Here is a 24,675-nt window from a genome sequence, read left to right as displayed (position 1 = left end):
CTCACAGAATCGGCGAAATCAGCCTAGCAACCCGCATCCCCAGCTGCTGCAAGTGATGTGTCTCTTTGCTCTCTTCGCTGGAGATCTCGTGGGAGAGGGCGAAGTCGTCGATGAGCATGTTTTCCACCTCCCGAGCGAAGTCTTCATCCACGGTCAGCAGCATGAGTTCGAAGTTGAGCCGGAACGAACGATTGTCCAAGTTAGCGCTGCCGATCGCCGAGATCGCGTTGTCCACCAGCACCACCTTCTGGTGCAGAAATCCGGGCTTGTAGCGAAAGATGCGAACGCCTGCGCGCACGGCTTCAAAGGCAAACAAACTGGAGGCGGCGTACACCGTGTAGTGGTCAGGACGGGACGGCAGCAGCAAGCGAACATCCACGCCGCGTAGCACCGCCAGTCGCAGCGCTGCGGAGACAGGCTCATCGGGAATGAAATACGGGGTTGTGATCCAGACCCGTTCGGTCGCCGCGTGAATGGCTTCGACGAAGAACAACGAGCAGGTTTCCTGCGCATCGGCAGGGCCGCTGGCGAGTAATTGGCACAGCACGCCGTCTTCCGGGTAACTGTCCGGCAGGATCAGCGGCGGTATCTCCCGGGTCGCCCAGAACCAGTCCTCGGCGAACGATTCCTGCAGACACGCCACGACAGGTCCGACGACGCTCACATGGGTATCGCGCCATGGCGCCAGCGGCGGCTTGAGGCCGAGGTACTCATCGCCCACGTTGTGGCCGCCAACGAAGCCTTTGATGCCATCCACCACGACGATCTTGCGGTGGTTACGGAAGTTGATCTGGAAGCGTGTCAGCCAGCCGCCACGTGTGGCAAAGGCCTTGATCTGCACGCCGCCATCGCGGAGCTTCTCGATATAACGCGCCGGCAGCGCATGGCTGCCAATGCGGTCGTAAAGCACATGAATCGCCACGCCTTCAGCGGCCTTCTCCAGCAACAACCCTTGCAGGCGTCGACCGAGATCATCGTCGTGGATGATGAAAAACTGTACGAACACCACTTGCCGGGCGCTTTTGATGGCCTCGAAGATCGCGTCGAATGTTTCATCGCCGTTGATCAACAGCTTCACTTCGTTGTTCGCCAGGCACGGCATGCGTCCCAGCTTCGGCATCGCGCGCAGGGAACGATAAGCGTCCGAGCGCCGCGCCGCTACCGCCTCTTCAATCCATGGCTTCCAGTTGAAGTCGGCGATCGCCACGCGCATTTCTGTGTTCGCCTGACGCCGCGCCTTGATGTACGCGTCGAACGTACTCCTGCCGAAGACCAGATACGGAATCAGTGCGACATAAGGGATGAAGATGAGCGGCATCGCCCAAGCGATTGAGCCCTGAGCCGTACGCACCGTGAGTAAGGCGTGGATAGCTGCGACAATGCCCAGCAGGTGAGTGAAACCGAGCAAATAGCCAAAGAAATACGGGCTGTGGTAATCCATGCGCAACCTTGTGCCATAAGCTTATTGGTGTCTAACAGACCACAAGGCGCCGGGATTGTCGCTATTTTATTGAGGCTGCAACTGGCTGCCCGATTCACCGTCTAATCGTCAACGTTCAGTGGCCTGCGTGCAGGCCGCATCTAGATGCCCAAGAGTCATTAAAGGAAACCCGATTCATGAAAAAGCGCGTACTGGCGTTGATGGTTTGTCTTACTGCGCCCTTCGCCCAGGCGCAGGTGTTGCAGCCCGGACTCTGGGAGCTGAGCTCAAGCAACATGCAGGTAGATGGCCAGCAGATGCCGGACTTACAGGTGATGCTGTCTCAGCTGCAGATGATGGCGCCGCAGCAGCGCGCGGCCATGGAACAAATGCTGGAAAAACAAGGCGTTACCCTCGGAGGGAAGGGGGTCCGTATTTGTCTCACTCAGGAGCAGGTCAAAAATGAGCAGATCCCTCTGACAGACCCGAAATCGGGCTGCACCCAGCAGATTACCGAACGCACCGGAGCGACCTGGAAGTTCAAATTCAGTTGCCCTCGCGCCCAAGGCACCGGCACAGCACAGTTCCTTAGTGATCGCGAGTTCAACACCCACGTTATTGGCTCGTTCAACGCCACAGGCCAGCAACAGAGCGGCAGCATGGACACGCGCGCTGTATGGCTCGGTCAGCAATGCGGCACTGTAAAACCAAGGACCTGATTCTCCGCTTACTAATCGCCCTGACTTGTCAGGGCGTTTTTGTCTGTGCTGACAGAGGGTCGTGTTCCACGTGGAACATCTTGTTGTTTCACATGAGCTTTTCCGCCTTAGGCGTTGAAGAGGCTCACTAAACTCCCGCCGATCTTATAAAAAGCTTCATCTTCGCCCGATATTCCGGCTGTTATATTGTAACCATGTCCTCCATCTCTGAGCCGGGATGCTCCTCGCCTTCGGAACGTGCCATGCACCGACGTCAAATGCTGCTTAACATGCTTTTGGCCAGCGCCGCCTTTGCGCTGCCATTCTCAGTCAATGCGACGCAGATCCGAAACGCCCGCCTGTGGCGTACTGACAGCAAGTTGCGGCTCGTGTTTGATCTCAGTGGCCCGGTTCAATACAAGACCTTCACGCTCAGCGCGCCTGAACGGATCATCATCGATGTCAGCGGCGCGCGGCTTGAAGGCAACTTCAGTCAGCTGGCGCTCGAAAACACGCCGATCAAATCCATCCGCTCCGGCCACTTCGGTCAGAGTGATACGCGCATCGTCCTTGACCTCGCATCGCCCGTGCAGCTCAACAGTTTCCTGCTGGGTCCCGAAGGTGCCCAAGGCAACCGGCTGGTGCTGGATCTGGGCCATGACGTGCTTTCTCGTCCTCCGGTGCAGTTGGCCGCCGCTGCGCCATTGGCGAAAGAGCCACCCTTGCAGACAGCAGGGAGAGATCGATCCAAGCGCGACATCATGGTGGTCGTCGACGCCGGGCACGGTGGCAAGGACCCGGGCGCCGTTGGCTCGAAGGGTGAGCGCGAGAAAGACGTCGTGCTGTCCATCGCGCAGTTGCTCGCGAAACGCTTGAAGCGCGAAAAGGGCTTTGATGTGCGCCTGGTCCGCAATGACGACTTTTTCGTTCCGCTGCGCAAGCGCGTCGACGTCGCACGCAAATACAACGCTGACATGTTCATCTCGGTCCACGCCGACGCAGCCCCTCGGTTGACGGCTTCCGGCGCGTCGGTGTTTGCCTTGTCGGAGAACGGCGCGACATCTGCCACGGCGCGCTTCATGGCCCAGCGTGAAAACGGCGCCGACCTGATCGGCGCGACCAGCCTGTTGAACCTGAAAGACAAGGACCCGATGCTGGCCGGGGTGATTCTCGACATGTCGATGAACGCCACGATCGCCGCGAGTCTGGATTTGGGTCACACCGTACTGGGTAGCCTGGAAGGGATCACGACGCTGCACCAGAAGCGCGTGGAACAGGCCGGGTTTGCGGTACTGAAATCACCCGATGTGCCGTCGATTCTGGTCGAGACCGGCTTTATCTCCAACAGCCGCGACAGTCAGCGCCTTGTCACTGCGCGCCACCAACAGGCCGTGGCCGATGGGTTGTTTGACGGCATGAAGCGCTACTTCGAACGCAATCCGCCAGCAGGCTCGTACGTGGCGTGGCGGCAAGAGCAAAAGGCGAATCAGGCGGTCGTCTGACGGACTCAGTCGTGAGGGTGTGCAAGTTCGCTCTCATCCAACGTGACACTACTGCAAATGCACCTGCCTAAACGCCCATCGTGGGAGCGAGCTTGCTCGCGAAGAGGTCGGAACATCCGCTGCATGTATAGCGCCTGGAACACCGTCTTCGTGAGCAAGCTCACTCCCACATGGACAGTGTTTGCCAGGGAGCCAGCACGGCGTATGGACGACGAAATCTTCCCTGATGCCTGCAGGGGTCAGCTTACCGACAACCCATCACCCGGTCGCAGGTGATCTTGGTACGGCTTCCATTTGAGCTCGACACCCGACTGATCGTCGTCCAGCCCACTTTCTGGATGTAACCCACCCACGTCTCGCCGTCCGATGCGAGCCCGGTAAAAAACGTTAGCGAACCGTATCGGCTGTTGGTCTGCGCCCAGCGGCGATTGCCCACGCTTTCAACGCCGCGCACAAACATCGTGTTCCCTGCGACCGCCACGCTGTACGTGTTGTTGCCGGCATCGATGCAGGCCAACAGCGTCGCGCTGCGTGTGCATAGCGCCTTGTCCAGCCTGGGCGAGGGCGGCAGGGCGGACGCCTGCGTGCTCAACGCCAGTAAGCACCCTGACAAAAGCCAAAACAACCGAGTCATGAAGCGGCCTCAAAAAAGATTAGCGTGTGCGTATCGTTATACTATAACGTAAAAAGCGATATCATCCGTACTCTGGTGAAACCTTCATGAACCGCCTTCCCGTTACCGTTCTCTCCGGCTTCCTTGGCGCTGGTAAAAGCACGCTGCTGAACTACATCCTGCGCAATCGCGACAATCTGCGCGTCGCCGTGATCGTCAACGACATGAGCGAGATCAACATCGACGGGAGCGAAGTTCAGCGGGACGTCAGCCTCAATCGGGCGGAAGAAAAACTGGTGGAGATGAGCAACGGCTGCATTTGCTGCACCCTGCGCGAAGACTTGCTGGAAGAGGTCAGCCGGCTGGCCCATGAAGGCCGGTTCGACTATCTGCTGATCGAATCCACGGGCATTTCCGAGCCGCTTCCCGTGGCGGAGACCTTCACCTTTCGCGATGAGCTGGGCCGGAGCCTGGCCGATGTCGCCCGCCTCGATACCATGGTGACGGTGGTCGATGGCCTTAATTTTCTGCAGGACTTCAACGCTGCAGAGAGTCTGGCCTCGCGCGGAGAGACCCTGGGCGAGGAGGACGAGCGCGCGATCACTGATCTGCTGATTGAGCAGGTCGAGTTCGCCGACGTGATCCTGATCAGCAAGATCGACCTGATCAGCTCAACCGACCGGCGAGAGCTGATGGCAATTTTGCGGCGGCTCAACAGCCAGGCAGAGATTCTGCCGATGGTTATGGGCGCCGTGCCCCTCAGCAAGATTCTGGACACGAGCCGTTTCGATTTCGAACGTGCGGCTCAGGCACCGGGCTGGCTCAAGGAGTTGCGCGGCGAGCACACGCCAGAGACCGAAGAATATGGCATCGCGTCCACGGCTTATCGGGCGCGTCGGCCGTTTCATCCACAGCGATTTTTCGACTTCCTGAATGCGCCGTGGGAAAACGGACGACTGCTGCGCTCGAAGGGCTTTTTCTGGCTCGCCAGCAAACACGAGGACGCGGGCAGTTGGTCCCAGGCCGGAGGTTTGATGCGTCACGGTTTCGCTGGTCGTTGGTGGCGGTTCGTGCCCAAGGCGCAGTGGCCGCAGGACGACGAAAGCACGCAGGTGATCATGCGCAGCTGGGAAGCCGAGACCGGCGATTGCCGTCAGGAACTGGTGTTTATCGGTCAGAACATCGACTTTGCCCGGCTGGCGGCAGAGCTTGATCAATGCCTGCTGACTGACGCCGAGATGGCAGGCGGCGTTGCGGACTGGCGCTCGATGCCTGATCCGTTTGGCGACTGGTATGGCGACGCGGCGTAGCACCCGTCTGACTCACTGCGTTTTCCAGATGCCCTTGCTCTGCTGCTCGCAGAACGGTTTGAGAAACGCAGCGTCGCTGGCAACGCCGTAATAGTGAATGTTCTGCCGATAAGGCATATTGGCCACCTGCGCGTTGCTGCACTGGCCAAATGACCCGGCAGGGCACTGCTCCGAGTACGTGACCTCGGTTTTCTGATCCTTGAGCTGAGGTTTGCAGAATCCGTCGTGGAACAGGTCTGGCGGGATGTTCAGATTTTCCTGACAGACTTTGACGTCCACTCGCTCGCCTTGGCTGTGCACCACGCACGACTCAGCCCGGACCGGCGTCGACGTCATTGCCATCAGCGCCCATGCCAGCCCCATAGGCAGCCAGATTGCTCGCATCATTTACCTCCGTCAGCGCTCATTCAGGAGCGATCTCAAAATGGCCGACATGCTGCAGAACATCCCCACTCATGTCATTGCTGGCCCTTTAGGTGCTGGCAAGACGAGTCTGATCAGGCATCTTTTGAAGCAGAAACCTGCGGGCGAGCGCTGGGCTGTGCTGATCAATGAGTTCGGCCAGATCGGCCTGGATGCTGCGCTGCTGACGACCGGCGATGATGGTATCGCACTTGGCGAAGTGGCTGGTGGCTGCCTGTGCTGCGTCAATGGCGCGCCTTTTCAGATTGGGCTCGGCCGGCTCTTGCGCAAGGCCAGGCCGGACCGCTTGCTCATCGAGCCCTCCGGGCTGGGGCATCCGGTCCAGTTGATCAAGCAATTACACGAGGCGCCCTGGGTCGGGGTGCTGTCGGTCCAGCCCAATGTCATGGTGCTCGACGCCCAGGCACTCGCCCAGGGCAAAGAGCTGCCTGACACCCAGCGAGAAGCCCTGGCGCAGGCGGGCCTGCTGGTGCTGAACAAGTCTGAAGGGCTGGACGCCTTAACGCGAAAGGCAATCATCGACGCACTGCCTGCGAGCAGGCTGTGCTGGACCGACCACGGCGTATTGTCTCTGGATTCGTTGCCTGGCATTGAGGTCAACGCTCACGCTGGCTCGGCCAATCCGGCCATCCCCCGGTCATTGCCGCAACTCCCCGCAACGTGGGCGGACCCAACGACGCCGGTATGCCTGAGTCAGCAGCAGGCGGAAGGCTGGAGCATCGGCTGGCGTTGGCACCCTGAGCGAGTGTTTGATGCGGCGAAAGTCCAGTCCTGGCTGCAAACCTTGAACTGGCGGCGTGCCAAGCTGGTTATCCACAGCGAAAAGGGATGGATCTCAGGCAATGCGGTGAACGGGAGTGCGCTGGAATGGGCGTCGAGTGAGTGGCGCAAGGACTCTCGCCTCGAACTGATCTTCGATGGGCCTCAGGACGAGGCCGCTTTGCAGACAGCGCTGGCGGCCTGTCTGCTCTGAAACGAGTTATCCACAGAGGATCACTGCTTCCACTTATTGTGTTCCTGACGCCATTGGCTCAGCTGAATGATCTCGGCGGTCGGTTTCGGGTCCTTGATCTCGAACGGGTAGGGCGCCAGCTCGATTTGCGCCGCGTGGGCACCGAACATGGTGATCGTGCCGGGATGCCGGTGCTCACCGGTGACCGTGAACTCGAAGTTATACACCCGCGCCAGTCGCTTGCGGCCCTCATTGTCGCGCTTGAACGCGAGTCGCTTCAGCGCAACGTTGCCGTCGAGCAACTCAAGATCAAGTTTGGCGCAGTGCTGTTTGACGCGTTCGAGCGCCCGTTCACGCAGGCCATGGGCGTGCCACAGCCAGGCGCCGGCAGTCGCCAGCAGCATGAGGACGAAAATGTTGCCCAGGGTCAGCATGGAAAAGGAACTCCAACAGAAGGCTTGCAGCTTAACTGCGTCGGGTGACAGACAGCCATAGCCCTAAAGTTTAATTTCGCTTCACTTCGTCCGGCATCGCCACTACTGTGCCTTCCCGGTCTCAGGAACCTGTCATGAAACGTACGCCCCATCTACTCGCTATCCAGTCGCATGTCGTGTTTGGTCACGCCGGCAACAGCGCAGCCGTGTTCCCTATGCAGCGTATCGGCATCAATGTCTGGCCGCTTAATACCGTTCAGTTCTCCAATCACACTCAGTATGGCCACTGGGCGGGGGAAGTCTTGGCGCCGCAGCAGATTCCGGCGTTGGTCGAGGGGATTGCGGCGATAGGCGAGCTGGGCAATTGCGATGCGGTGCTGTCGGGTTATCTGGGGAGCGCAGCGCAGGGACGCGCGATTCTGAGCGCCGTTGCGCAGATCAAACGCGCCAATCCACGCGCGCTGTATTTGTGTGATCCGGTGATGGGGCATCCGGAGAAGGGCTGCATCGTGCCGCAAGAGGTCAGCGATTTCCTGCTGGACGAAGCCGCTGCAGTCGCCGACTTTCTGTGCCCGAATCAGCTGGAGCTGGACAGCTTCTCCGGCCGCAAACCCGAATCGTTGCTTGACTGCGTGGCCATGGCGCGGGCGTTGCTGGCCCGAGGCCCCAAGGCGGTTGTCGTCAAGCACCTGGCCTACCCGGGTAAACCCGCGGACGGCTTTGAGATGCTGCTGGTGACCGAGCACGAAACCTGGCACCTGCGTCGGCCGCTTCTGGCCTTTCCCCGGCAGCCGGTGGGCGTGGGCGACCTGACGTCCGGGCTGTTCCTGTCCCGGATTCTGCTCGGTGACGACCTGCGCAGCGCCTTCGAATTCGCGGCGTCAGCGGTGCATGAAGTGCTGCTGGAGACCCAGGCCTGCGGCAGCTACGAGCTGGAACTGGTGCGCGCGCAGGACCGAATCGCCCATCCGCGCGTCAAGTTCGAAGCGGTCCGGCTGTAAGCCGAACCGGTGCTTGCTTAAACCGGCTCATCCTTGATGTCACGATAACGCTTCTCCAGTTCCTGACGGATCTGGCGGCGTTGTTGTGCCTGCACGTAACGGCGCTTGTCTTCGCTGTTGGCCGGTGTCAGCGGCGGTACGCTGGCAGGTTTGCGCTGGTCATCCACCGCCACCATGGTGAAGAAGCAGCTGTTGGTGTGACGAACCGAGCGCTCGCGGATGTTTTCGGTCACCACCTTGATGCCCACTTCCATGGACGTATTGCCGGTGTAGTTGACCGACGCCAGGAACGTGACCAGCTCGCCGACGTGAATCGGCTCACGGAAAATCACCTGATCCACCGACAGCGTCACGACATAGCGCCCTGCGTAACGGCTCGCGCACGCGTAAGCCACTTCGTCGAGATACTTCAGCAGCGTCCCGCCGTGCACGTTGCCGGAGAAGTTGGCCATGTCCGGGGTCATCAATACAGTCATCGACAGCTGGGCGTTTCCGGGTTCCATAGCGTTGCTCACGGTCTAAAAGGGTCAGAAGGCACCTTGCTCGGGTGCTCGAATGCAGATTGGCGACAAAACCATCGATACCGGGACGCCAACGGCCGCTCAGCCGTCACGCCCTGTACCCATCTGTTTCCATATATTGCACTGGCTTCTCCCGCTTTTGTGCGGTGTTAACCTGCGGAAGCCCTTGGATGGGGTAAATCCTGCGTCTCAGTCAGAATATTCAGGCTTCGTTGGCGAGTTTTCGTACAGCAGTCGTCTCTCTTTCAGACGGATACGCGTATTTCATCGATTGCCAGCAGGAGCAGCGCCCATGCATGCCATCAGTTTCATTCAGGACCTGGCAGTGATCATGCTCGTGGCTGGCGTTGTAACGGTGGTGTTTCATCGGCTCAAGCAACCGGTGGTGCTGGGCTACATCGTGGCCGGCTTCATCATCGGTCCGCACACCCCGCCGTTTGGCCTCATTCACGACGAGGACACCATCAAGACCCTCGCCGAACTCGGCGTGATCTTTTTGATGTTTTGCCTCGGCCTGGAATTCAGCCTGCGCAAACTGTTCAAGGTCGGTGCGACGGCGTTCATCGCCGCGTTTCTCGAAATCATGCTGATGACCTGGATCGGTTACGAAATCGGCCAGTTCTTCGCCTGGAACACCATGGACTCGCTGTTCCTCGGTGCCATTCTGGCGATCTCGTCCACCACCATCATCGTCAAGGCGCTCAATGACCTGAAGATGAAAAACCAGCGCTTCGCCCAACTGATCTTCGGCGTGCTCATCGTTGAAGACATCCTCGGCATTGGCATCATCGCGCTGTTATCGGGGATCGCCGTGAGCGGCACGGTCAGTTCCGGGGAGGTGTTTTCAACGGTCGGCAAGCTGTCGCTGTTCATGATCGTGGCGTTGGTTATCGGCATTCTCGTCGTGCCGCGATTGCTGGCCTACGTGGCGAAGTTCGAGAGCAACGAAATGCTGCTGATCACCGTGCTGGGCTTGTGCTTCGGGTTTTGCCTGCTGGTGGTGAAGCTTGAGTACAGCATGGTGCTGGGGGCGTTTCTCATCGGCGCGATCATGGCCGAATCCAGGCAACTGGCGAAGATCGAGCACCTGGTCGAGCCCATCCGTGACATGTTCAGCGCGATCTTCTTCGTCGCGATCGGCTTGATGATCGATCCGAAGATTCTGCTCGATTACGCCTGGCCCATCGCTGTGATCACCGTCGCTGTGGTGCTGGGCAAGATGATTTCCTGTGGGCTTGGCGCTTTCATCGCCGGCAACGACGGCAAGACCTCGCTGCGGGTGGGGATGGGGCTGTCACAGATTGGCGAATTCTCCTTCATCATCGCAGCGCTGGGGATGACGCTGCAGGTCACCAGCGATTTTCTCTACCCGGTCGCCGTGGCGGTCTCCGCGATCACGACGCTCTTGACCCCTTATCTCATCCGCGCAGCAGACCCTCTGTCCCACACGCTGGGCGCCATTGTTCCTGCACGCATGGCGCGTGTGTTTGGAATGTACGGGGAGTGGCTGCGCAGCATTCAGCCCCAGGGGCAGGGCGCAGTGCTGGCAGCGATGATCCGGAAGATTCTGCTACAAGTCGGGATCAATCTGGCATTGGTCATCGCCATCTTCTTTACAGGAGCATTCTTTGCGGAGCGGATTGGCGTGTATTTCAGCGACTGGGTCAGCGATGTCGGGCAGCAAAAAGCCTGGATCTGGGGTGCGTCGTTGCTGCTTTCACTGCCGTTTCTGATCGCGGCTTACCGCAAGCTAAAGGCGCTGTCGATGCTGCTGGCGGAGATGAGCGTGAAGCCGGAGATGGCGGGCAGGCACACAGCGCGCGTCCGTCGGGTGATCGCCGAAGTGATCCCGCTGCTGTCTTTGCTGGTGATTTTTCTGCTCATCGCATTGCTGTCATCCAGCATGCTGCCGACGCGCGAATGGCTAATGCTCATTGTCGTCGTGGCGTCTGTGGTGGCTGCCGTCCTGTGGCGCTGGTTCATCCGGGTGCATACGCGCATGCAGATCGCGTTGCTTGAAACCCTGGGCAATCATCCTGAGCCCTGAGTTGTAAATCAGCGTTGAGGTGCGTGCCTCAACGCTGATTCAGGGGAGCGGTTGTGCTTCTCAGCTTTCCAGCCAGACGTCCCGCGCCCAGTGCCAGACGGATTCCCAGCTTTCTTCGGTGACGAGTTCTTCTTCGCCAGACCACAGCACCACAGTGCCGTCTTCTTCAACGCAGTAGTAATCCTCGCCGTCCTGGCAGATCGGGATCAGCTCGCGGGGTACGCCGATATCCCAGGCGGTCGCTGCCACTTCCGGCAAATACGTATGGGAGACCGGGTCAGTGACGGTGACAGGCTCAAGACTGCCGTAGACCACGTCGCTGACGGTCAGCAAGAACTCCTTGAAGACGAAGGGGATATTGATGAACAGCTGCTCTTCAACCTCGACCAACTGATCTTCATCAGGCAGCTCAAGCGGGACAGGGACCGGTTCATTGGCTTCACGGAGTTGTTCGATGACTTCTTCCACGACGTGGATCCTCTAACGATTTGCGCGGGTTATACAGTAGCTCAAAGGCATCGCCAAATTAACTTGGCTTCTATAAAAAGCAGAACCCCGGAACAAGTCCGGGGTTCAGTTGCAGCAGCTCAGCGGTATTAGCCGTTCTGGCGGATACCTGCCACCAGCCAAGGCTGGTTGTCGCCCTGAGCGCGTTCCATGTTCCAGCTCTCGCTGAACACTTCGCCCTGATCGAAGCGCGACGTTTTCGACACACCGCTAAACGTCAGCGTGGCGATGGTCTTGTCGGCGCGATCGTCCAGACCGTCAAGTTGCACGGTGAGGTTGTCGATGAAGGTGGACTGGAAACCGTCGCCCAGATCGGCACGTTCTTTTTTCAGGAACTGCAGCATTTGCGGGGTCACGAACTCGGAGATCTTGTCCATCTCGTTCGCGTCCCAGTGCTGTTGCAGCGACTGGAAGTGGCTGCGGGCCGCTTCAATAAAGCGTTCTTCGTTGAACCAGGCTGGCGCGTTGATCACCGGACGGGCTGCCGCTGCTGGAGCGGAACCGCCGAAGATCGAATTCTGTGCCGGTTGGGGTTGCTCGAAGGTTTCACGCTGATAAGGAGCACCAGCGGGAGCCATCTGTGGCTGCTGTTTGCGTCGACGCGCCGCGATGAAGCGGAAGATCACGAAGGCGATGATCGCCATGATCAGGATGTCGAAGAACTGCATGCCTTCGAAGCCACCGCCCATGAACATGGAGGCCAGAAGACCACCGGCGGCGAGACCGGCCAATGGGCCCAGCCATTTGGAAGCACCGCCCGCAGCAGGCGCAGGACGGCCCGCGGCGTTAGGTGCAGCGGCAGGAGCGGAAGGAGCTGTTTGACGCGCCTGGTGACTTGGCGCCGAGCCCATGCTCTTGCCACCACCGAAACGCGCAGCATTGACGTCGAGGCTCATGGTGAGCCCGATCATCAGTGCCAAAGCGATGCTAAGAAAACGTTGCATAAGGGAATTCCCGTTTGTGGATTGCACGCGCGCCATGTTGCACAGGACAAATGGGGATGACCAGCGGCCATATGTTTCCGGCTTTTGCGTGAATCTTCACCTGCCTGTCCTATTTGGGTTGTAGGCAGGTGAAGAAAGTTCTGTAGGAAAGATGGGGGGTGGATGTGGGAATGCAAGGGGTGCATCAACGCATCCTCAGTTACCGCTCACACCGGCTCGAGCTTCGCGTACCCCAGCATCAGCCACTTGCTGCCTTCCGAAAAATTCACCTGCACCCGCGCCTGAGCGCCTGAACCCTCGAAGTTGAGGATCACGCCTTCGCCAAACACCGCGTGCTGCACGTGCTGACCCAGGGAGAACTGGCTCTGCGGAATGGCTTCGCCGTCGAACAGACGACTCGGTGCCATGGTTTTGGAGCCGCCGAACGGACGGGTCACGCTGTTAGACAGCCGCACTTCCTGAATCAGATTAGGCGGGACCTCCCGTACGAAGCGCGAGACCTTGTTGTAGGTTTCGCTTCCGTACAGGCGTCGGGTTTCTGCGTAGGTCATCACCAGATGCTGCATGGCGCGGGTGATGCCCACGTATGCCAGACGGCGCTCTTCTTCCAGACGGCCCGGCTCTTCCAGGCTCATCTTGTGCGGAAACAGGCCTTCTTCCATGCCCACCAGGAACACGTACGGGAACTCCAAACCCTTGGCGCTGTGCAGCGTCATGAGCTGAATGCTGTCTTCGTGCTCATCCGCCTGGGTGTCGCCGGCCTCCAGGGAGGCATGGCCGAGGAATGCAGCCAGGGGCGTCAGGTCTTCCTCCTCGTCGCTGTTCTCGAAGGCGCGCGCGGCGCTGACCAGTTCCTCAAGGTTTTCCACTCGGGCCTGGCCTTTCTCGCCTTTCTCTTCCTTGTGGTACGTGATCAGGCCGGACTGCTCGATGACCGTTTGGGTCATCAGGTGCAGCGGCATGTCCGCGGCCTTGGCGGCGAGGTTTTCGATCAGTTCGATGAACGCGCCTAACGCGCTAGCCGCACGACCGGCCAAGCCTTTGTTGGCGACCAGCAGGCGCATGGCCTCCCACATCGACACGTCGGCATGGCGCGCATGCTCGCGAATCGCTTCGACGGTTTTCTCGCCAATGCCGCGCGGTGGGACGTTGATGACCCGCTCCAGCGCCGAATCGTTACCGCGCCCGTCCAGCAGACGCATATACGCCATGGCGTTCTTGATTTCGGCGCGCTCGAAGAATCGCTGGCCGCCGTAGATACGGTACGGGATGCGCTCGCGCAGCAAGGCCTCTTCGAGGACCCGCGATTGGGCGTTTGAACGGTACAGAATGGCGATGTCGCTGCGCGCGAGGCCGGTCTTGATCGCGCTCTCAATGGTCTCGACCACGTAGCGCGCTTCGTCGTGTTCGTTGAACGCGGCATACAGATTGATCAGCTCGCCATCGCCGACGTCCGTCCACAGTTCTTTGCCCAGACGCCCGGTGTTGTTGACGATCAAGCCGTTGGCGGCCTTGAGGATGCTCGCGGTGGAGCGGTAGTTCTGCTCCAGGCGAATGGTCTCGGTGTCAGGGAAATCTTCGGAATACTGATGAATATTCTCGATCTTCGCGCCGCGCCAGCCGTAAATGGACTGATCGTCGTCGCCGACCACCATCAGGCTGTCGCCACCCTGGGCGAGCAGACGCAACCAGGCGTACTGAACGGCGTTGGTGTCCTGGAATTCGTCTACCAGCACGTGACGGAAACGACGCTGATAGTGCGCAAGCAGGCTCGGGTTGTCGCGCCACAGGTCCAGCGCGCGAAGCAGCAACTCGGAGAAGTCGATGACGCCGGCGCGCTGACACGCCGCCTCGTATGCCTCGTAGACTGACTTCATGGTCGTCAGAAACAGATCGCCCGAGGCCTGAATGTGCTTGGGGCGCAGCCCTTCGTCCTTCTGGCCATTGATGAACCACTGCGCCTGCCGTGCCGGCCACCGCTGCTCATCCAGATTCAGCTCGCGCATGACGCGCTTGACCAGTCGCTGCTGGTCATCGCTGTCGAGGATCTGGAAGCTCTGGTTAAGACCCGCTTCCTGCCAGTGCGCCCGCAGCAGGCGGTGCGCCAGGCCGTGGAAAGTGCCCACCCACATGCCGGCCGGGTTGATACCCATCAGCTGCTCGATGCGATGGCGCATCTCGGCGGCGGCCTTGTTGGTGAACGTCACCGACAGGATCGAGTGGGGCGAGGCGTTCTCGACCTGGATCAACCAGGCGATACGGTGCACCAGCACACGGGTTTTGCCGGAACCAGCGCCGGCCAGGACCAACTGACGACCCACGGAGGCAGCTACGGCCTGGCGTTGGGCATCGTTGAGGGAGTTAAGCAGAAGGGAGAGGTCATCGCGCATCGGGGCATTCTAGGGTGCCGTGAGGGCATGGGCAAACCCTAACGCTGGCCGGTCGTGATGTTACCGGTCCCATTTTTGCCGTCTGTAGATTTTAATTGATGACTGTTTGGTCTCGACGATCCCTTGTGTATCCTCCGCGAACGTTCAAGGCCCCCAATTATAAGAAACGCCATGACCTTCAGTTCCGAAGCCCCGGCAGACTCCGTGGCGACACGTCGTGTCATCTGCAAGCAGTTCGCGACCCAGCTTGCCGCCGAGCGCACCCGCCTTCTTTATCAGGGATCGCTGCTGCCGACCCTGTTCATGTTCATCAATGGTTTGCTCTGCGCGTGGCTGCTCTGGAGTCCCGAGCGTTACGTGCTGGTGGGCGTCTGGCTGGGCTGGCTGTCAGCGCTGGTGTGTCTGCGCGTGCTGCAAGTCGCAGCGTTCAGGTCAGCATCACTCGATCGTCGATCGCAGCCGATCTGGAACCGCATGTTTCTGGCCGGCGCCTGCGTCAGCGGGTTCACCCTCTCCAGCGCCGCGCTGGTGTTGATGCCGGCGCAAAGCCTGGCCCAGCAGGCCTGGGTGTTCGGCCTGATTGGCGCGGCCACGCTGTCTGCCAGTGTGGCCTATGCGGTAAGCATTCCGGCGTTTCTCACGTTCACGCTGCCGTGTCTGCTGCCGCCCATTCTCTATCTGTTCTGGACCGGCGACCCCCAATGCCACGGTTGGGGCTGGCTCGGACTGATTCTCCTGCTGGCGCTTATCGTGGTGGCTGCGCAGGTCAACCGTTTGATCGAGCGGGGTCTTATCCGGCGATTTCAGAACGTGGCGCTCATCGAGCACCTTCAACAGGCCCAGGCCGAAAGCGACGAGCTCAACCGCGAACTGACCCGCCAGTACGAAGAACGTACGCGTTATCTGACCCATTACGATGAGCTGACCGGCCTCGCCAATCGCGCGCTGTTCAATGAGCGGCTGCGTGACGCCAATCAGCGGGCGCGTCATGGCGGGCGCACGCTGGCTTTGCTGCACATCAACCTTGATCGCTTCAAATTGCTCAATGACAGCCTGGGTCACGATACCGCTGACCAGTTGCTTCGCCTTGTCGCGCGCAGGCTCAACGCTCATGTGACCGATGCCGATACCGTCGCGCGTTTGTCGGCGGACGAGTTTGCCGTGCTGTTCGACAGCCACGGCAACCTGACCACACTGGCGCGGATCACGACGCGCCTGCTGGCAAAACTGCGCTCGCCGATATCAGTTTGCGGCCATGAGTTGGTGGTCAGCGCCTCCATCGGCATCGCGTTGCTGCCGGGTTCTGCACGGGACATCGCCGCGTTGGTCAGCCAGGCAAATATGGCCATGCAACACGCCAAACACCTGGGCGGCGACAATTTTCAGTTCTTTACCGAAAGCCTTGAGGCGGGCACGCCGGGTCGTTTGCAGCTGGAAATCCAGCTGCGTCGCGCGATTGCAGAAGGGCAGCTGGAGGTTTTCTATCAGCCGAAGCTGGAGCTGGAAAGTGGTCGCCTGAATTCGGCGGAAGCGCTGGTGCGCTGGCGTCACCCTGAGCGCGGTCTGATTTCACCCGGCGAGTTTATCGGGTTGGCAGAGGAGACCGGCCTGATCGCCAACATCGGCGAGTTCGTACTGCGCAAAGCCTGTCATCAGGCCTGCGAATGGCAGCGGGAGGGGCTCGCTCCTATCAGGGTGTCAGTCAATCTCTCTGTGCATCAGATGCGTCAGGGCAAGCTGGTCAGCCTCGTTCGGCAAGTGCTCGAAGAGACCGGGCTCAAGCCCGAATACCTGGAGCTTGAGCTCACCGAGAGTCAACTGCTGGAGAGCGTCGAGCACATCATCACTACGTTTCAGCAACTGCGCGCACTCGGCGTAAAACTGGCCATCGACGACTTCGGCACCGGCTACTCATCGTTGAGCTACCTGAAACGTTTTCCGGTGCACTGCGTGAAGATCGACCAGGCCTTTATTCGTGGTCTGAATGAATGCGCAGAAGACGCTGCGATTACCCGAGCGATCATCGCGATGGCCCACAGTCTTGACCTCAGGGTGGTGGCCGAAGGCGTGGAAGATTGCGAACAGTTGGAGTTTCTCAGGTCTCACGGTTGCGACGAGGTGCAAGGCTACTTGATCAGTCGGCCAGTGGAGGCCAGCGTTATGGGCGGCATCCTGCGCAGTCGGCTGACCGAAGCCTGGAGTCCTGTGCGAAAAGCCCTACACTACAAAGCGACCTGAGCTTCAACAACGATCGGTTGACCACGGCGAGATCGTTTAACTGTGCGGTTTGCAGGTCATGTAGTATAACTACAAGAAAGCTACAGCCCGGCCCATCCTTCACTTGAGTCCTGTCCTTTGAATCTGTTGCAGCACATCGCCCAGTCACGCCATCTCTTGCGCAAGTCGGAGCTGAAAGTAGCCGATCACGTGCTGCTCGATCCGGCGGCCGTGATGCACAGCTCCATGGCCGATCTGGCGCATGCGGTCGGTATCAGCGAGCCGACCATCGTGCGTTTCTGTCGCGCCATTGGCTGCACCGGCTTTCAGGACCTGAAACTCAAGCTGGCGCAAAGCCTTGCCGCTGGCGCGAGCTTCGGCCAGTTCGCCATCCACGAAGACGATTCCGTCGCCGATTACAGCCTGAAGATTTTCGACACCACGCTGCACACGCTGATAGAAGTGCGCGAAAAGCTCGACCCCCATGCTTTGCAGGCAGCGGTGACGGTCATGGCGGCGGCGCATCGTGTCGAGTTCTACGGCTTCGGCGCATCGGGCGCAGTCGCGGCTGACGCCCAGCACAAATTCTTCCGTCTGTTACTGACGGCAGCGTCTTACTCCGATCCGCACATGCAGGCGATGTCGGCTGTGACGCTCAAGCCTACGGACGTCGCGGTGTGTATTTCCCAGTCCGGTCGCTCAAAGGACTTGCTGATCACCGCCAACCTGGTGCGCGAAAGCGGCGCCAACCTGATCACCCTGTGCCCGAGTCAGACGCCACTGGCCGAGCTGTCCACGGTCAATCTCGCCATCGACGTGCACGAAGACACCGAAATCTATACGCCGCTGACCTCGCGTATTGCGCATCTGGTGGTCATTGATGTCTTGGCGATGGGCGTTGCGATGGCGCGCGGTCCGAGCCTGGTCAATCACCTCAAGAGCGTGAAGCGCAGCTTGCGCAGCCTGCGGTTGTCGCCGAAGTCGATCAAATCGTCTGAAGATTGATCTGAACTCGCGTAGCGCCGAAACCTTCACCAACCTGTAACGCTTCCGACGTCTGATCGTCACCGCGTCCCGCCACTCTGTACTCCCGCACACGAATGGGAGACAGGATATGCCTCGGCACTACGATGACTCGCAGCAGCACAGCACCTCCACAAAAACTCGCCGTCAGCAGGAAGACCAGCGCCGTATGGCGTTCCGGCGTGCGATCGAAAGCCATTCAGAAGAACGCCGCCTGAATCAGGAGCTGTCGAGCTACCTGGATGGCGCCACCGCTCACTTCTGGCAGAGCGCTAGCGCTTCGGAAGGTGGCCATCAAAGCGCGCGACCAGCTCGCTGATCTGCGTACGCTCCGTCCGAATGAATGACAGGAACGCGTGAGCCACCGGCGACAGACGTTTGTCCCGTGCCTGTACGACGCACCAACTTCGGTACAGCGGCAATTCGGCCACTGGCAGCTCAATCAGCGTGCCAGTGGCAAGTTCCAGGCTCAGCGCATGGCGCGTCAGCAGTGCGACGCCCAGCCCCGCCACCACGCATTCGCGCTGCGCCTCGGCCGAGGACACCTCCAGCGTGTGCTCGAAATGAATGCGCTTCTCCTTGAAATACTCCTCGCAGGCCTTGCGCGTCCCTGAACCCTGTTCGCGAACCACCAGCGTTGCTGCCTCCAGATCCTTCAGTGCCGGATTGGGCAATAGCGTCAGCGGATGGTCCGGCTGCGCTACGGCAACGATCGGGTTATTCAGGAAGGGCAAAAACTCCAGGCCCATGTCCTGTGGGACCATCGACATGACGACCAGATCATCACGGTTATCCGACAGCCGCCGAATCACCTGCGCCCGATTGACGACCGTGAGGTTGAGCATGACTTCCGGGTATTTGCGCTTGAAAGCTGCAAACAGGTGGGGAACGAAATACTTTGCGCTGGATTCAATCGCCAGTTTGAGCTGCCCCTGCAGGGAGCCCTGCATGTCGGAGAGCTGCATGTCGAGGTTCTCCAGCCGACCGAAGATGTCGCGACTGGCAAGCTGCAGCGCTTCGGCGGCTTCCGTCAGGTAGAGCTTCTTACCCACGTATTCGAACAGCGGCTGGCCGATCAACTCTTCCAACTGGCGCATCTGCAGGCTCACCGCCGGCTGGGTCAGCGACATTTCCTCAGCTGCGCGACTGTAAGAGCGCAAATCACAGACCTCATTGAAGATCCGCAATTGACGCAATGTCATTCGCATCAATGACTTACGCATTTTTCCAGCCCTAGCCGTTTAGTTGATATCGGGAACTATAAGGTTTTGCTTATGGTTCACCCAATATTTACTCATTTTTGTTAATTGCTGATTCGTCATAGGGTGGCTTCACCTGCGAGCAACATGCAGTAACGGAATGTCGCGCGGTATTGGCCAGCCATCTGGTCCGTCTGCTAATCGGTCGAGGAAATACCAGTGATAAAAAAAATCCTGATCGCCAACCGTGGGGAAATCGCTGTTCGGATCGTGCGCGCTTGCGCCGAAATGGGCATCCGCTCGGTGGCGATCTATTCCGACGCGGACCGGCACGCGCTCCATGTGAAGCGTGCCGACGAAGCCTTTGGCATCGGCTCGGAGCCCCTTGAAGGCTATTTGAACCCGCGCAAGCTGGTGAACCTCGCCGTTGAAACCGGCTGCGACGCGTTGCACCCCGGCTATGGTTTTCTCTCGGAAAACGCAGAGCTGGCGGATATCTGCGCCGAACGGGGTATCAAGTTCATCGGCCCGTCCGCTGAAGTGATCCGCCGCATGGGCGACAAGACCGAAGCTCGCCGCAGCATGATCAAGGCCGGCGTGCCGGTGACGCCCGGCACGGAAGGCAACGTGGCCGACATCGCCGAAGCACTGGCTGAAGGCGATCGCATCGGTTACCCCGTCATGCTCAAAGCCACCTCGGGCGGCGGCGGGCGCGGCATTCGTCGCTGCAACAGCCGGGAAGAGCTGGAGCAGGCGTTTCCTCGAGTCATTTCCGAGGCCACCAAGGCATTCGGCAAGGCTGAGGTCTTTCTCGAAAAGTGCATCGTCAATCCCAAGCACATCGAAGCGCAGATCCTTGGCGACAGCTTCGGCAACGTCGTGCACCTGTTCGAGCGTGATTGCTCGATCCAGCGCCGCAACCAGAAGCTCATCGAAATCGCCCCAAGCCCGCAACTGACGCCGGAGCAGCGCGCCTACATCGGCGACTTGTCCGTGCGCGCCGCCAAGGCCGTGGGCTACGAGAACGCCGGCACCGTGGAGTTCCTGCTGGCCGAGGGCGAGGTGTACTTCATGGAGATGAACACCCGCGTACAGGTCGAGCACACGATCACCGAGGAAATCACCGGGATCGACATCGTCCGCGAGCAGATCCGCATCGCCTCGGGACTGCCGCTGTCGGTGAAGCAGGAAGACATCATCCATCGTGGTTTCGCGTTGCAGTTCCGCATCAACGCGGAAGACCCGAAGAACAACTTCCTGCCGAGCTTCGGCAAGATCACCCGTTACTACGCGCCCGGCGGCCCCGGCGTGCGCACCGATACGGCGATTTACACCGGCTACACCATTCCGCCGTATTACGACTCCATGTGCCTGAAGCTGATCGTCTGGGCGCTGACCTGGGAGGAGGCAATGGACCGCGGCCTGCGTGCGCTGGATGACATGCGTCTGCAAGGGGTGAAGACCACGGCCGCGTATTACCAGGAAATCCTGCGTAACCCGGAATTCCGCAGCGGCCAGTTCAATACCAGCTTCGTGGAGAGCCATCCCGAGCTCACCAATTACTCGATCAAGCGCAAACCCGAAGAGCTGGCCCTGGCCATCGCCGCCGCCATCGCTGCCCACGCGGGCTTATAAAAAGCCAGCTGCAAGCGCTAAGCCGCAAGCTGCAAGTTGAAGCCGATCCGCTGTGACTTGCCGCTTGTAGCTTGCCGCTTGAAGCTAAAAGGAGATCCGAACATGTCCAAGAAAATCTTCGTCACCGACACCATTCTGCGCGACGCCCACCAGTCTCTTTTGGCGACCCGCATGCGCACCGAGGACATGCTGCCGATCTGCGGCAAGCTCGACAAAGTCGGCTACTGGTCGCTGGAAGTGTGGGGCGGCGCGACCTTCGACGCCTGTGTGCGCTTTCTGAAGGAAGACCCGTGGGAGCGTTTGCGCCAGTTGCGCGCGGCGCTGCCCAACACGCGTCTGCAAATGCTGCTTCGCGGTCAGAACCTGCTGGGGTATCGGCACTACAGCGATGACGTGGTCAAGGCATTCGTCGCCAAGGCGGCGGACAACGGTATCGACGTGTTCCGCATCTTCGATGCCATGAACGACGTGCGCAATCTGCGCGTGGCGGTGGAAGCGGTGAAGGCTTCCGGCAAACATGCCCAGGGCACGATCGCGTACACCACCAGCCCGGTGCACACCATCGGCGCGTTTGTGGCGCAGGCCAAAGAGATGGAAGCGATGGGTTGTGATTCCGTCGCGATCAAGGACATGGCCGGTCTGCTGACTCCCTATGCCACGGGCGAGTTGGTCAAGGCGCTGAAGGCCGAGCAATCGCTGCCGGTGTTCATTCACTCCCACGACACGGCCGGCCTGGCCGCGATGTGCCAGTTGAAGGCCATCGAAAACGGTGCTGACCACATCGACACCGCGATCTCCAGTTTCGCCTGGGGTACCAGCCATCCGGGTACTGAGTCGATGGTCGCGGCCCTTAAAGGCAGCGAATTCGACACCGGCCTGGACCTGGAACTGCTGCAGGAAATCGGCCTGTATTTCTACGCGGTGCGTAAGAAGTATCACCAGTTCGAAAGCGAATTCACGGCGGTCGATACCCGCGTGCAGGTCAACCAGGTGCCGGGCGGCATGATCTCCAACCTCGCCAACCAGCTCAAAGAGCAGGGCGCGTTGAACCGCATGGGCGAAGTGCTGGCCGAGATTCCGCGAGTGCGCAAAGACTTGGGCTACCCGCCGCTGGTGACGCCGACTTCACAGATCGTCGGCACCCAGGCGTTCTTCAACGTATTGGCCGGCGAGCGTTACAAAACCATCACCAACGAAGTGAAGCTTTACCTCACTGGCGGCTATGGCAAGGCGCCGGGGCAGGTGGACGAGACGCTGCGCCGTCAGGCCATCGGCAACGAAGAGCTGATCGACGTGCGCCCGGCCGACCTGCTCAAGCCGGAGATGACCAAGCTGCGCGGCGAGATCGGCGCGTTGGCCACCAGCGAAGAAGACGTGCTGACCTACGCCATGTTCCCGGACATCGGGCGTAAGTTTCTCGAAGAACGTACGGCGGGCACGCTGGCGCCAGAGCCGTTGCTGCCGATTCCAGAGCCGGGCGCAGTGGCGAAGGCGGGCGGCGAGGGCGTCCCGACCGAATTCGTCATCGACGTTCACGGTGAAAGCTACCGCGTTGATATCACCGGTGTGGGCGTCAAGGCCGAGGGCAAGCGTCACTTCTATCTGTCCATCGACGGCATGCCGGAAGAAGTGGTGTTCGAGCCGCTCAACGAGTTTGTCGGCAGCGGTATTGGCAAGCGTGCCCAGGCCAGTAAGCCAGGCCATGTCAGCACTTCGATGCCGGGCAATATCGTCGACGTGCTGGTGAAGGAGGGCGACAGCGTTCGCGCCGGTCAGGCGGTACTGATTACCGAAGCGATGAAGATGGAGACCGAAGTTCAGGCGGCAGTCGCTGGCAAGGTCGTGGCCATCCATGTCGCGAAAGGCGATCGGGTTAACCCGGGCGAGATTCTGGTCGAGATCGAGGGCTGATAACCCACTGCATAGATAACAGCCCGCCGCGCACAGATGCGGCAGGCTGAACAGTTACCTCTGGGGGAGCTCTCGTGGCTCCTCTTTTTTTTGCTTCAGCCAAGCGTCTCCGGCTGTGGGACTCGACGCTCTCAGCGGTGGCGCAGTTGCTCAAGCGTCCTGATTTGCTCACCGTTCTGGAAGTTATCCACAGCCAGCCATGCTTCGAACGCCTGTTGTATTGCAGGCCATTCGCTGTCGATGATCGAGTACCAGGCCGTATCCCGATTCTGACCTTTGAACACGGAATGCTGACGGAAAGTGCCCTCGAAGCTGAATCCGAAGCGCTCCGCCGCACGCTTGGAACGGGCGTTGTTGGCGTTACATTTCCATTCCAGACGACGATTGCCCAGCGCGAAGGATTCCCTCGCCAGTAGGTAAACCGCTTCCGTTGCCTTGGGGGTGCGTTGCATTGAGGCGCCGAAGGTCACATGGCCAATTTCGATGCGGCCCGCGCTCGGGAAAATCGACATCAAGCCCAGAAAACCGTTGATGGCGCCGGTCTGTTGATCGATGACGGTGTAGAACCAAGGATCGGTCGAGCCTTCCAGTCCTGCGAGATAGTCATCGAATGCGCCGCGCTCTGGAAACGGGCCCACGAACAGGTAATCCCATAATTTGCGGTCTGCGGCCGGGCCTTCCAGTGCATCCCACAGCCCATCGCCATGGCGGGCGGCGTTCAATTTTTCCAGACGAATAAAGCGTCCTTGCAGTGTGCGGGTATCCGGCAGCTTGGCCGGTTGCCAGTTTTCAAGATCCGACATGTCGAGAGTCCCTGTCTTACAACGGTTTGCGAAATTGAATATAGCCCGGGCGCTCAGCGATGCGCTCGTAGAGCTGAATGGCGGTTGCGTTGGTCTCGTGGGTGAGCCAGTGGACTTTGTCGGCACCGTCCCGTTTGGCGGTCGCGTAGACATATTCGATCAGCTGGCGGCCAATGCCCGTGCCGCGCTGTTCCGGTACCACCAGCAAGTCCTGCAAGTAGCAGGCATTGCTGATGCTCCAGTTGGAGCGGTGATAAATGAAATGCACCATGCCCACCGCCTTGCCGTCCTGCCAGGCGAGAGCAGCGTTGGTGGGCTCGCTGCTGTCCACAAACCGCTGCCAGGTGCTCTGTGAAACCGCATCGGCCAGCGTGGTTTTGTAGAAGGTGAGATAGGCCTGCCACAACGGAAACCAGGCGTCGTGATCTTCGGCGGTGACGGGACGGATGTGGAGGTCAGACACGCGGTGCTCCCTGGCTCATCAACTGAGCGATTTTCTGATCGGATGGGTCCTGGCTGAGTGCCAGGCCTTTGCTCACGCCGGCGATGTCTGCGGCGCTGCGGTTCTGGTTGAGCTTGCGCTTGCCTTCCAGCCGCTCGATGGGGATCGCGAAGCCGACGATGCCGTTGAGCATTTTCTCGATGTAATCGGCGGGTGCGTCGCTGACAGCCCAAGGCTCGGCGCGGCTTGCTTCGTGCTTGTCGGTCAGGCCGGTGACAATCCGCAACAGTCGCTCGGGATCAGTGAACACATCGGCACGGCCGTAGGCGTGCACCGCCAGGTAATTCCAGGTGGGCACTACTTTGCCGTGCTCGGCCTTGGCGGCGTAGAAAGACGGGCTGATGTAAGCGTCTGCACCCTGGAAAATCAGCAGTGCTTCAGCGCCCGTCTGGAGGGCTTTCCATTGCGGATTGGCCTTGGCCAGATGCCCGTACAGCGTGCCTTGCGGACCCTGAGTCGGTTCGAGCAACAAGGGAATATGACTCGCCTGCAGTCCGGTCTCGTCAAAGGTGACCAGAGTAGCCAGGCGTGTGGCTTCTATCTGTCCGTGTAGGCTGGCGAAGTCTTCGTCTTTGAAATAACTGGGCATGTACATGAGATTTTCCTTGGCGGCTGAGTCAATC

The 24,675-nt window shown here is 59.8% G+C and carries 24 protein-coding genes; 11 read left to right on the top strand and 13 right to left on the bottom strand.

Features of this window, described 5'->3' with window-relative positions:
• Nucleotide 1 precedes the first annotated feature (1 nt).
• Nucleotides 2-1,441 carry a cardiolipin synthase gene (gene cls / locus QMX88_RS00730; RefSeq protein WP_282365421.1) on the bottom strand — a complete coding sequence of 480 codons (1,440 nt, stop codon included), beginning with the start codon at nucleotides 1,439-1,441 and terminating at the stop codon, nucleotides 2-4.
• A 176-nt stretch (nucleotides 1,442-1,617) separates the two neighbouring features.
• On the opposite strand from cls, the gene QMX88_RS00725 reads away from it, so the two are divergent.
• Nucleotides 1,618-2,139, top strand: a complete 522-nt coding sequence (locus QMX88_RS00725; protein WP_282365420.1) for a DUF3617 domain-containing protein — start codon at nucleotides 1,618-1,620, stop codon at nucleotides 2,137-2,139.
• 242 nt (nucleotides 2,140-2,381) lie between these two features.
• A complete protein-coding gene (locus QMX88_RS00720) occupies nucleotides 2,382-3,620 on the top strand; it encodes an N-acetylmuramoyl-L-alanine amidase (protein ID WP_282365419.1) in 1,239 nt (412 codons plus the stop codon).
• A gap of 244 nt (nucleotides 3,621-3,864) precedes the next feature.
• On the opposite strand, the gene QMX88_RS00715 is transcribed toward QMX88_RS00720, so the two are convergent.
• Nucleotides 3,865-4,254: a glutamine synthetase gene (locus QMX88_RS00715; protein ID WP_282365418.1), complete on the bottom strand. Its 390-nt coding sequence runs from the start codon at nucleotides 4,252-4,254 to the stop codon at nucleotides 3,865-3,867.
• A gap of 86 nt (nucleotides 4,255-4,340) precedes the next feature.
• Between QMX88_RS00715 and zigA the strand changes: the two genes are divergently transcribed.
• Nucleotides 4,341-5,543: a zinc metallochaperone GTPase ZigA gene (gene zigA, locus QMX88_RS00710; protein ID WP_282365417.1), complete on the top strand. Its 1,203-nt coding sequence runs from the start codon at nucleotides 4,341-4,343 to the stop codon at nucleotides 5,541-5,543.
• 12 nt (nucleotides 5,544-5,555) lie between these two features.
• Here the strand turns inward: zigA and QMX88_RS00705 are convergent, their stop codons facing one another.
• On the bottom strand, nucleotides 5,556-5,927 hold the full coding sequence (locus tag QMX88_RS00705) for an NADH:ubiquinone oxidoreductase (protein ID WP_282365416.1): 372 nt from the start codon (nucleotides 5,925-5,927) through the stop codon (nucleotides 5,556-5,558).
• A gap of 49 nt (nucleotides 5,928-5,976) precedes the next feature.
• Here QMX88_RS00705 and QMX88_RS00700 point away from each other — a divergent pair, with 49 nt between their 5' ends.
• Nucleotides 5,977-6,939: a CobW family GTP-binding protein gene (locus tag QMX88_RS00700; protein ID WP_282365505.1), complete on the top strand. Its 963-nt coding sequence runs from the start codon at nucleotides 5,977-5,979 to the stop codon at nucleotides 6,937-6,939.
• A 20-nt stretch (nucleotides 6,940-6,959) separates the two neighbouring features.
• Here QMX88_RS00700 and QMX88_RS00695 read toward each other — a convergent pair whose 3' ends face one another.
• Nucleotides 6,960-7,352 carry a DUF3301 domain-containing protein gene (locus tag QMX88_RS00695; RefSeq protein WP_074886003.1) on the bottom strand — a complete coding sequence of 131 codons (393 nt, stop codon included), beginning with the start codon at nucleotides 7,350-7,352 and terminating at the stop codon, nucleotides 6,960-6,962.
• A gap of 134 nt (nucleotides 7,353-7,486) precedes the next feature.
• Between QMX88_RS00695 and pdxY the strand changes: the two genes are divergently transcribed.
• Nucleotides 7,487-8,353: a pyridoxal kinase PdxY gene (gene pdxY / locus QMX88_RS00690; RefSeq protein WP_282365415.1), complete on the top strand. Its 867-nt coding sequence runs from the start codon at nucleotides 7,487-7,489 to the stop codon at nucleotides 8,351-8,353.
• Nucleotides 8,354-8,370: 17 nt separating this feature from the next.
• Here pdxY and QMX88_RS00685 read toward each other — a convergent pair whose 3' ends face one another.
• Nucleotides 8,371-8,856: an acyl-CoA thioesterase gene (locus tag QMX88_RS00685; RefSeq protein ID WP_282365414.1), complete on the bottom strand. Its 486-nt coding sequence runs from the start codon at nucleotides 8,854-8,856 to the stop codon at nucleotides 8,371-8,373.
• 310 nt (nucleotides 8,857-9,166) lie between these two features.
• On the opposite strand from QMX88_RS00685, the gene QMX88_RS00680 reads away from it, so the two are divergent.
• Nucleotides 9,167-10,921 (top strand): cation:proton antiporter, encoded by a 1,755-nt coding sequence (locus QMX88_RS00680; protein WP_282365413.1) that lies wholly within the window; start codon nucleotides 9,167-9,169, stop codon nucleotides 10,919-10,921.
• A 60-nt stretch (nucleotides 10,922-10,981) separates the two neighbouring features.
• On the opposite strand, the gene QMX88_RS00675 is transcribed toward QMX88_RS00680, so the two are convergent.
• The 3 genes from QMX88_RS00675 to uvrD all read right to left on the bottom strand — a co-directional run bounded on the left by QMX88_RS00675 (nucleotide 10,982) and on the right by uvrD (nucleotide 14,762).
• Entirely contained in the window at nucleotides 10,982-11,389 is a 408-nt protein-coding gene (locus QMX88_RS00675; protein ID WP_192174524.1) for an SMI1/KNR4 family protein, read from the bottom strand.
• A 128-nt stretch (nucleotides 11,390-11,517) separates the two neighbouring features.
• Nucleotides 11,518-12,372 carry a Tim44 domain-containing protein gene (locus QMX88_RS00670; RefSeq protein ID WP_192174525.1) on the bottom strand — a complete coding sequence of 285 codons (855 nt, stop codon included), beginning with the start codon at nucleotides 12,370-12,372 and terminating at the stop codon, nucleotides 11,518-11,520.
• A gap of 206 nt (nucleotides 12,373-12,578) precedes the next feature.
• Nucleotides 12,579-14,762: a DNA helicase II gene (gene uvrD, locus QMX88_RS00665; protein WP_282365412.1), complete on the bottom strand. Its 2,184-nt coding sequence runs from the start codon at nucleotides 14,760-14,762 to the stop codon at nucleotides 12,579-12,581.
• Between the two features lie 171 nt (nucleotides 14,763-14,933).
• On the opposite strand from uvrD, the gene QMX88_RS00660 reads away from it, so the two are divergent.
• Nucleotides 14,934-17,000 (top strand): putative bifunctional diguanylate cyclase/phosphodiesterase, encoded by a 2,067-nt coding sequence (locus QMX88_RS00660; RefSeq protein WP_282365411.1) that lies wholly within the window; start codon nucleotides 14,934-14,936, stop codon nucleotides 16,998-17,000.
• A gap of 117 nt (nucleotides 17,001-17,117) precedes the next feature.
• Nucleotides 17,118-17,984 (top strand): transcriptional regulator HexR, encoded by an 867-nt coding sequence (gene hexR / locus QMX88_RS00655; RefSeq protein WP_065988147.1) that lies wholly within the window; start codon nucleotides 17,118-17,120, stop codon nucleotides 17,982-17,984.
• On the opposite strand, the gene QMX88_RS00650 is transcribed toward hexR, so the two are convergent.
• Nucleotides 17,965-18,201, bottom strand: a complete 237-nt coding sequence (locus tag QMX88_RS00650; protein ID WP_282365508.1) for a hypothetical protein — start codon at nucleotides 18,199-18,201, stop codon at nucleotides 17,965-17,967. The genes hexR and QMX88_RS00650 overlap by 20 nt on opposite strands.
• Between QMX88_RS00650 and QMX88_RS00645 the strand changes: the two genes are divergently transcribed.
• Complete coding sequence (locus QMX88_RS00645; RefSeq protein ID WP_192174528.1) at nucleotides 18,094-18,321, top strand: PA3496 family putative envelope integrity protein; 228 nt, start codon at nucleotides 18,094-18,096, stop codon at nucleotides 18,319-18,321. The genes QMX88_RS00650 and QMX88_RS00645 overlap by 108 nt on opposite strands.
• Here the strand turns inward: QMX88_RS00645 and QMX88_RS00640 are convergent.
• Entirely contained in the window at nucleotides 18,275-19,225 is a 951-nt protein-coding gene (locus QMX88_RS00640; protein ID WP_282365410.1) for a LysR family transcriptional regulator, read from the bottom strand. The two genes, QMX88_RS00645 and QMX88_RS00640, sit on opposite strands and share 47 nt — an antisense overlap.
• A 195-nt stretch (nucleotides 19,226-19,420) precedes the next feature.
• Between QMX88_RS00640 and QMX88_RS00635 the strand changes: the two genes are divergently transcribed.
• The gene (locus tag QMX88_RS00635; protein ID WP_282365409.1) at nucleotides 19,421-20,836 is read left to right on the top strand and encodes an acetyl-CoA carboxylase biotin carboxylase subunit; all 1,416 of its coding nucleotides are present in this window, start codon (nucleotides 19,421-19,423) and stop codon (nucleotides 20,834-20,836) included.
• A gap of 102 nt (nucleotides 20,837-20,938) precedes the next feature.
• Entirely contained in the window at nucleotides 20,939-22,747 is a 1,809-nt protein-coding gene (gene oadA, locus QMX88_RS00630) for a sodium-extruding oxaloacetate decarboxylase subunit alpha (RefSeq protein WP_282365408.1), read from the top strand.
• A 131-nt stretch (nucleotides 22,748-22,878) separates the two neighbouring features.
• On the opposite strand, the gene QMX88_RS00625 is transcribed toward oadA, so the two are convergent.
• Genes QMX88_RS00625 through QMX88_RS00615 form a run of 3 tightly spaced genes read right to left on the bottom strand, consistent with a single transcriptional unit; the run spans nucleotide 22,879 to nucleotide 24,647 of the window.
• Nucleotides 22,879-23,550 (bottom strand): GNAT family N-acetyltransferase, encoded by a 672-nt coding sequence (locus tag QMX88_RS00625; protein ID WP_282365407.1) that lies wholly within the window; start codon nucleotides 23,548-23,550, stop codon nucleotides 22,879-22,881.
• 16 nt (nucleotides 23,551-23,566) lie between these two features.
• Complete coding sequence (locus QMX88_RS00620) at nucleotides 23,567-24,013, bottom strand: GNAT family N-acetyltransferase (protein ID WP_282365406.1); 447 nt, start codon at nucleotides 24,011-24,013, stop codon at nucleotides 23,567-23,569.
• Nucleotides 24,006-24,647 carry an FMN-binding negative transcriptional regulator gene (locus QMX88_RS00615; RefSeq protein ID WP_282365405.1) on the bottom strand — a complete coding sequence of 214 codons (642 nt, stop codon included), beginning with the start codon at nucleotides 24,645-24,647 and terminating at the stop codon, nucleotides 24,006-24,008. Before QMX88_RS00615 ends, QMX88_RS00620 begins: the two co-directional genes overlap by 8 nt.
• Nucleotides 24,648-24,675: the final 28 nt, after the last annotated feature.

This window comes from Pseudomonas sp. PS02290 (assembly GCF_029960075.1).
GTDB lineage: Bacteria > Pseudomonadota > Gammaproteobacteria > Pseudomonadales > Pseudomonadaceae > Aquipseudomonas.
This window is presented reverse-complemented; position numbering and strand designations above follow the sequence as displayed.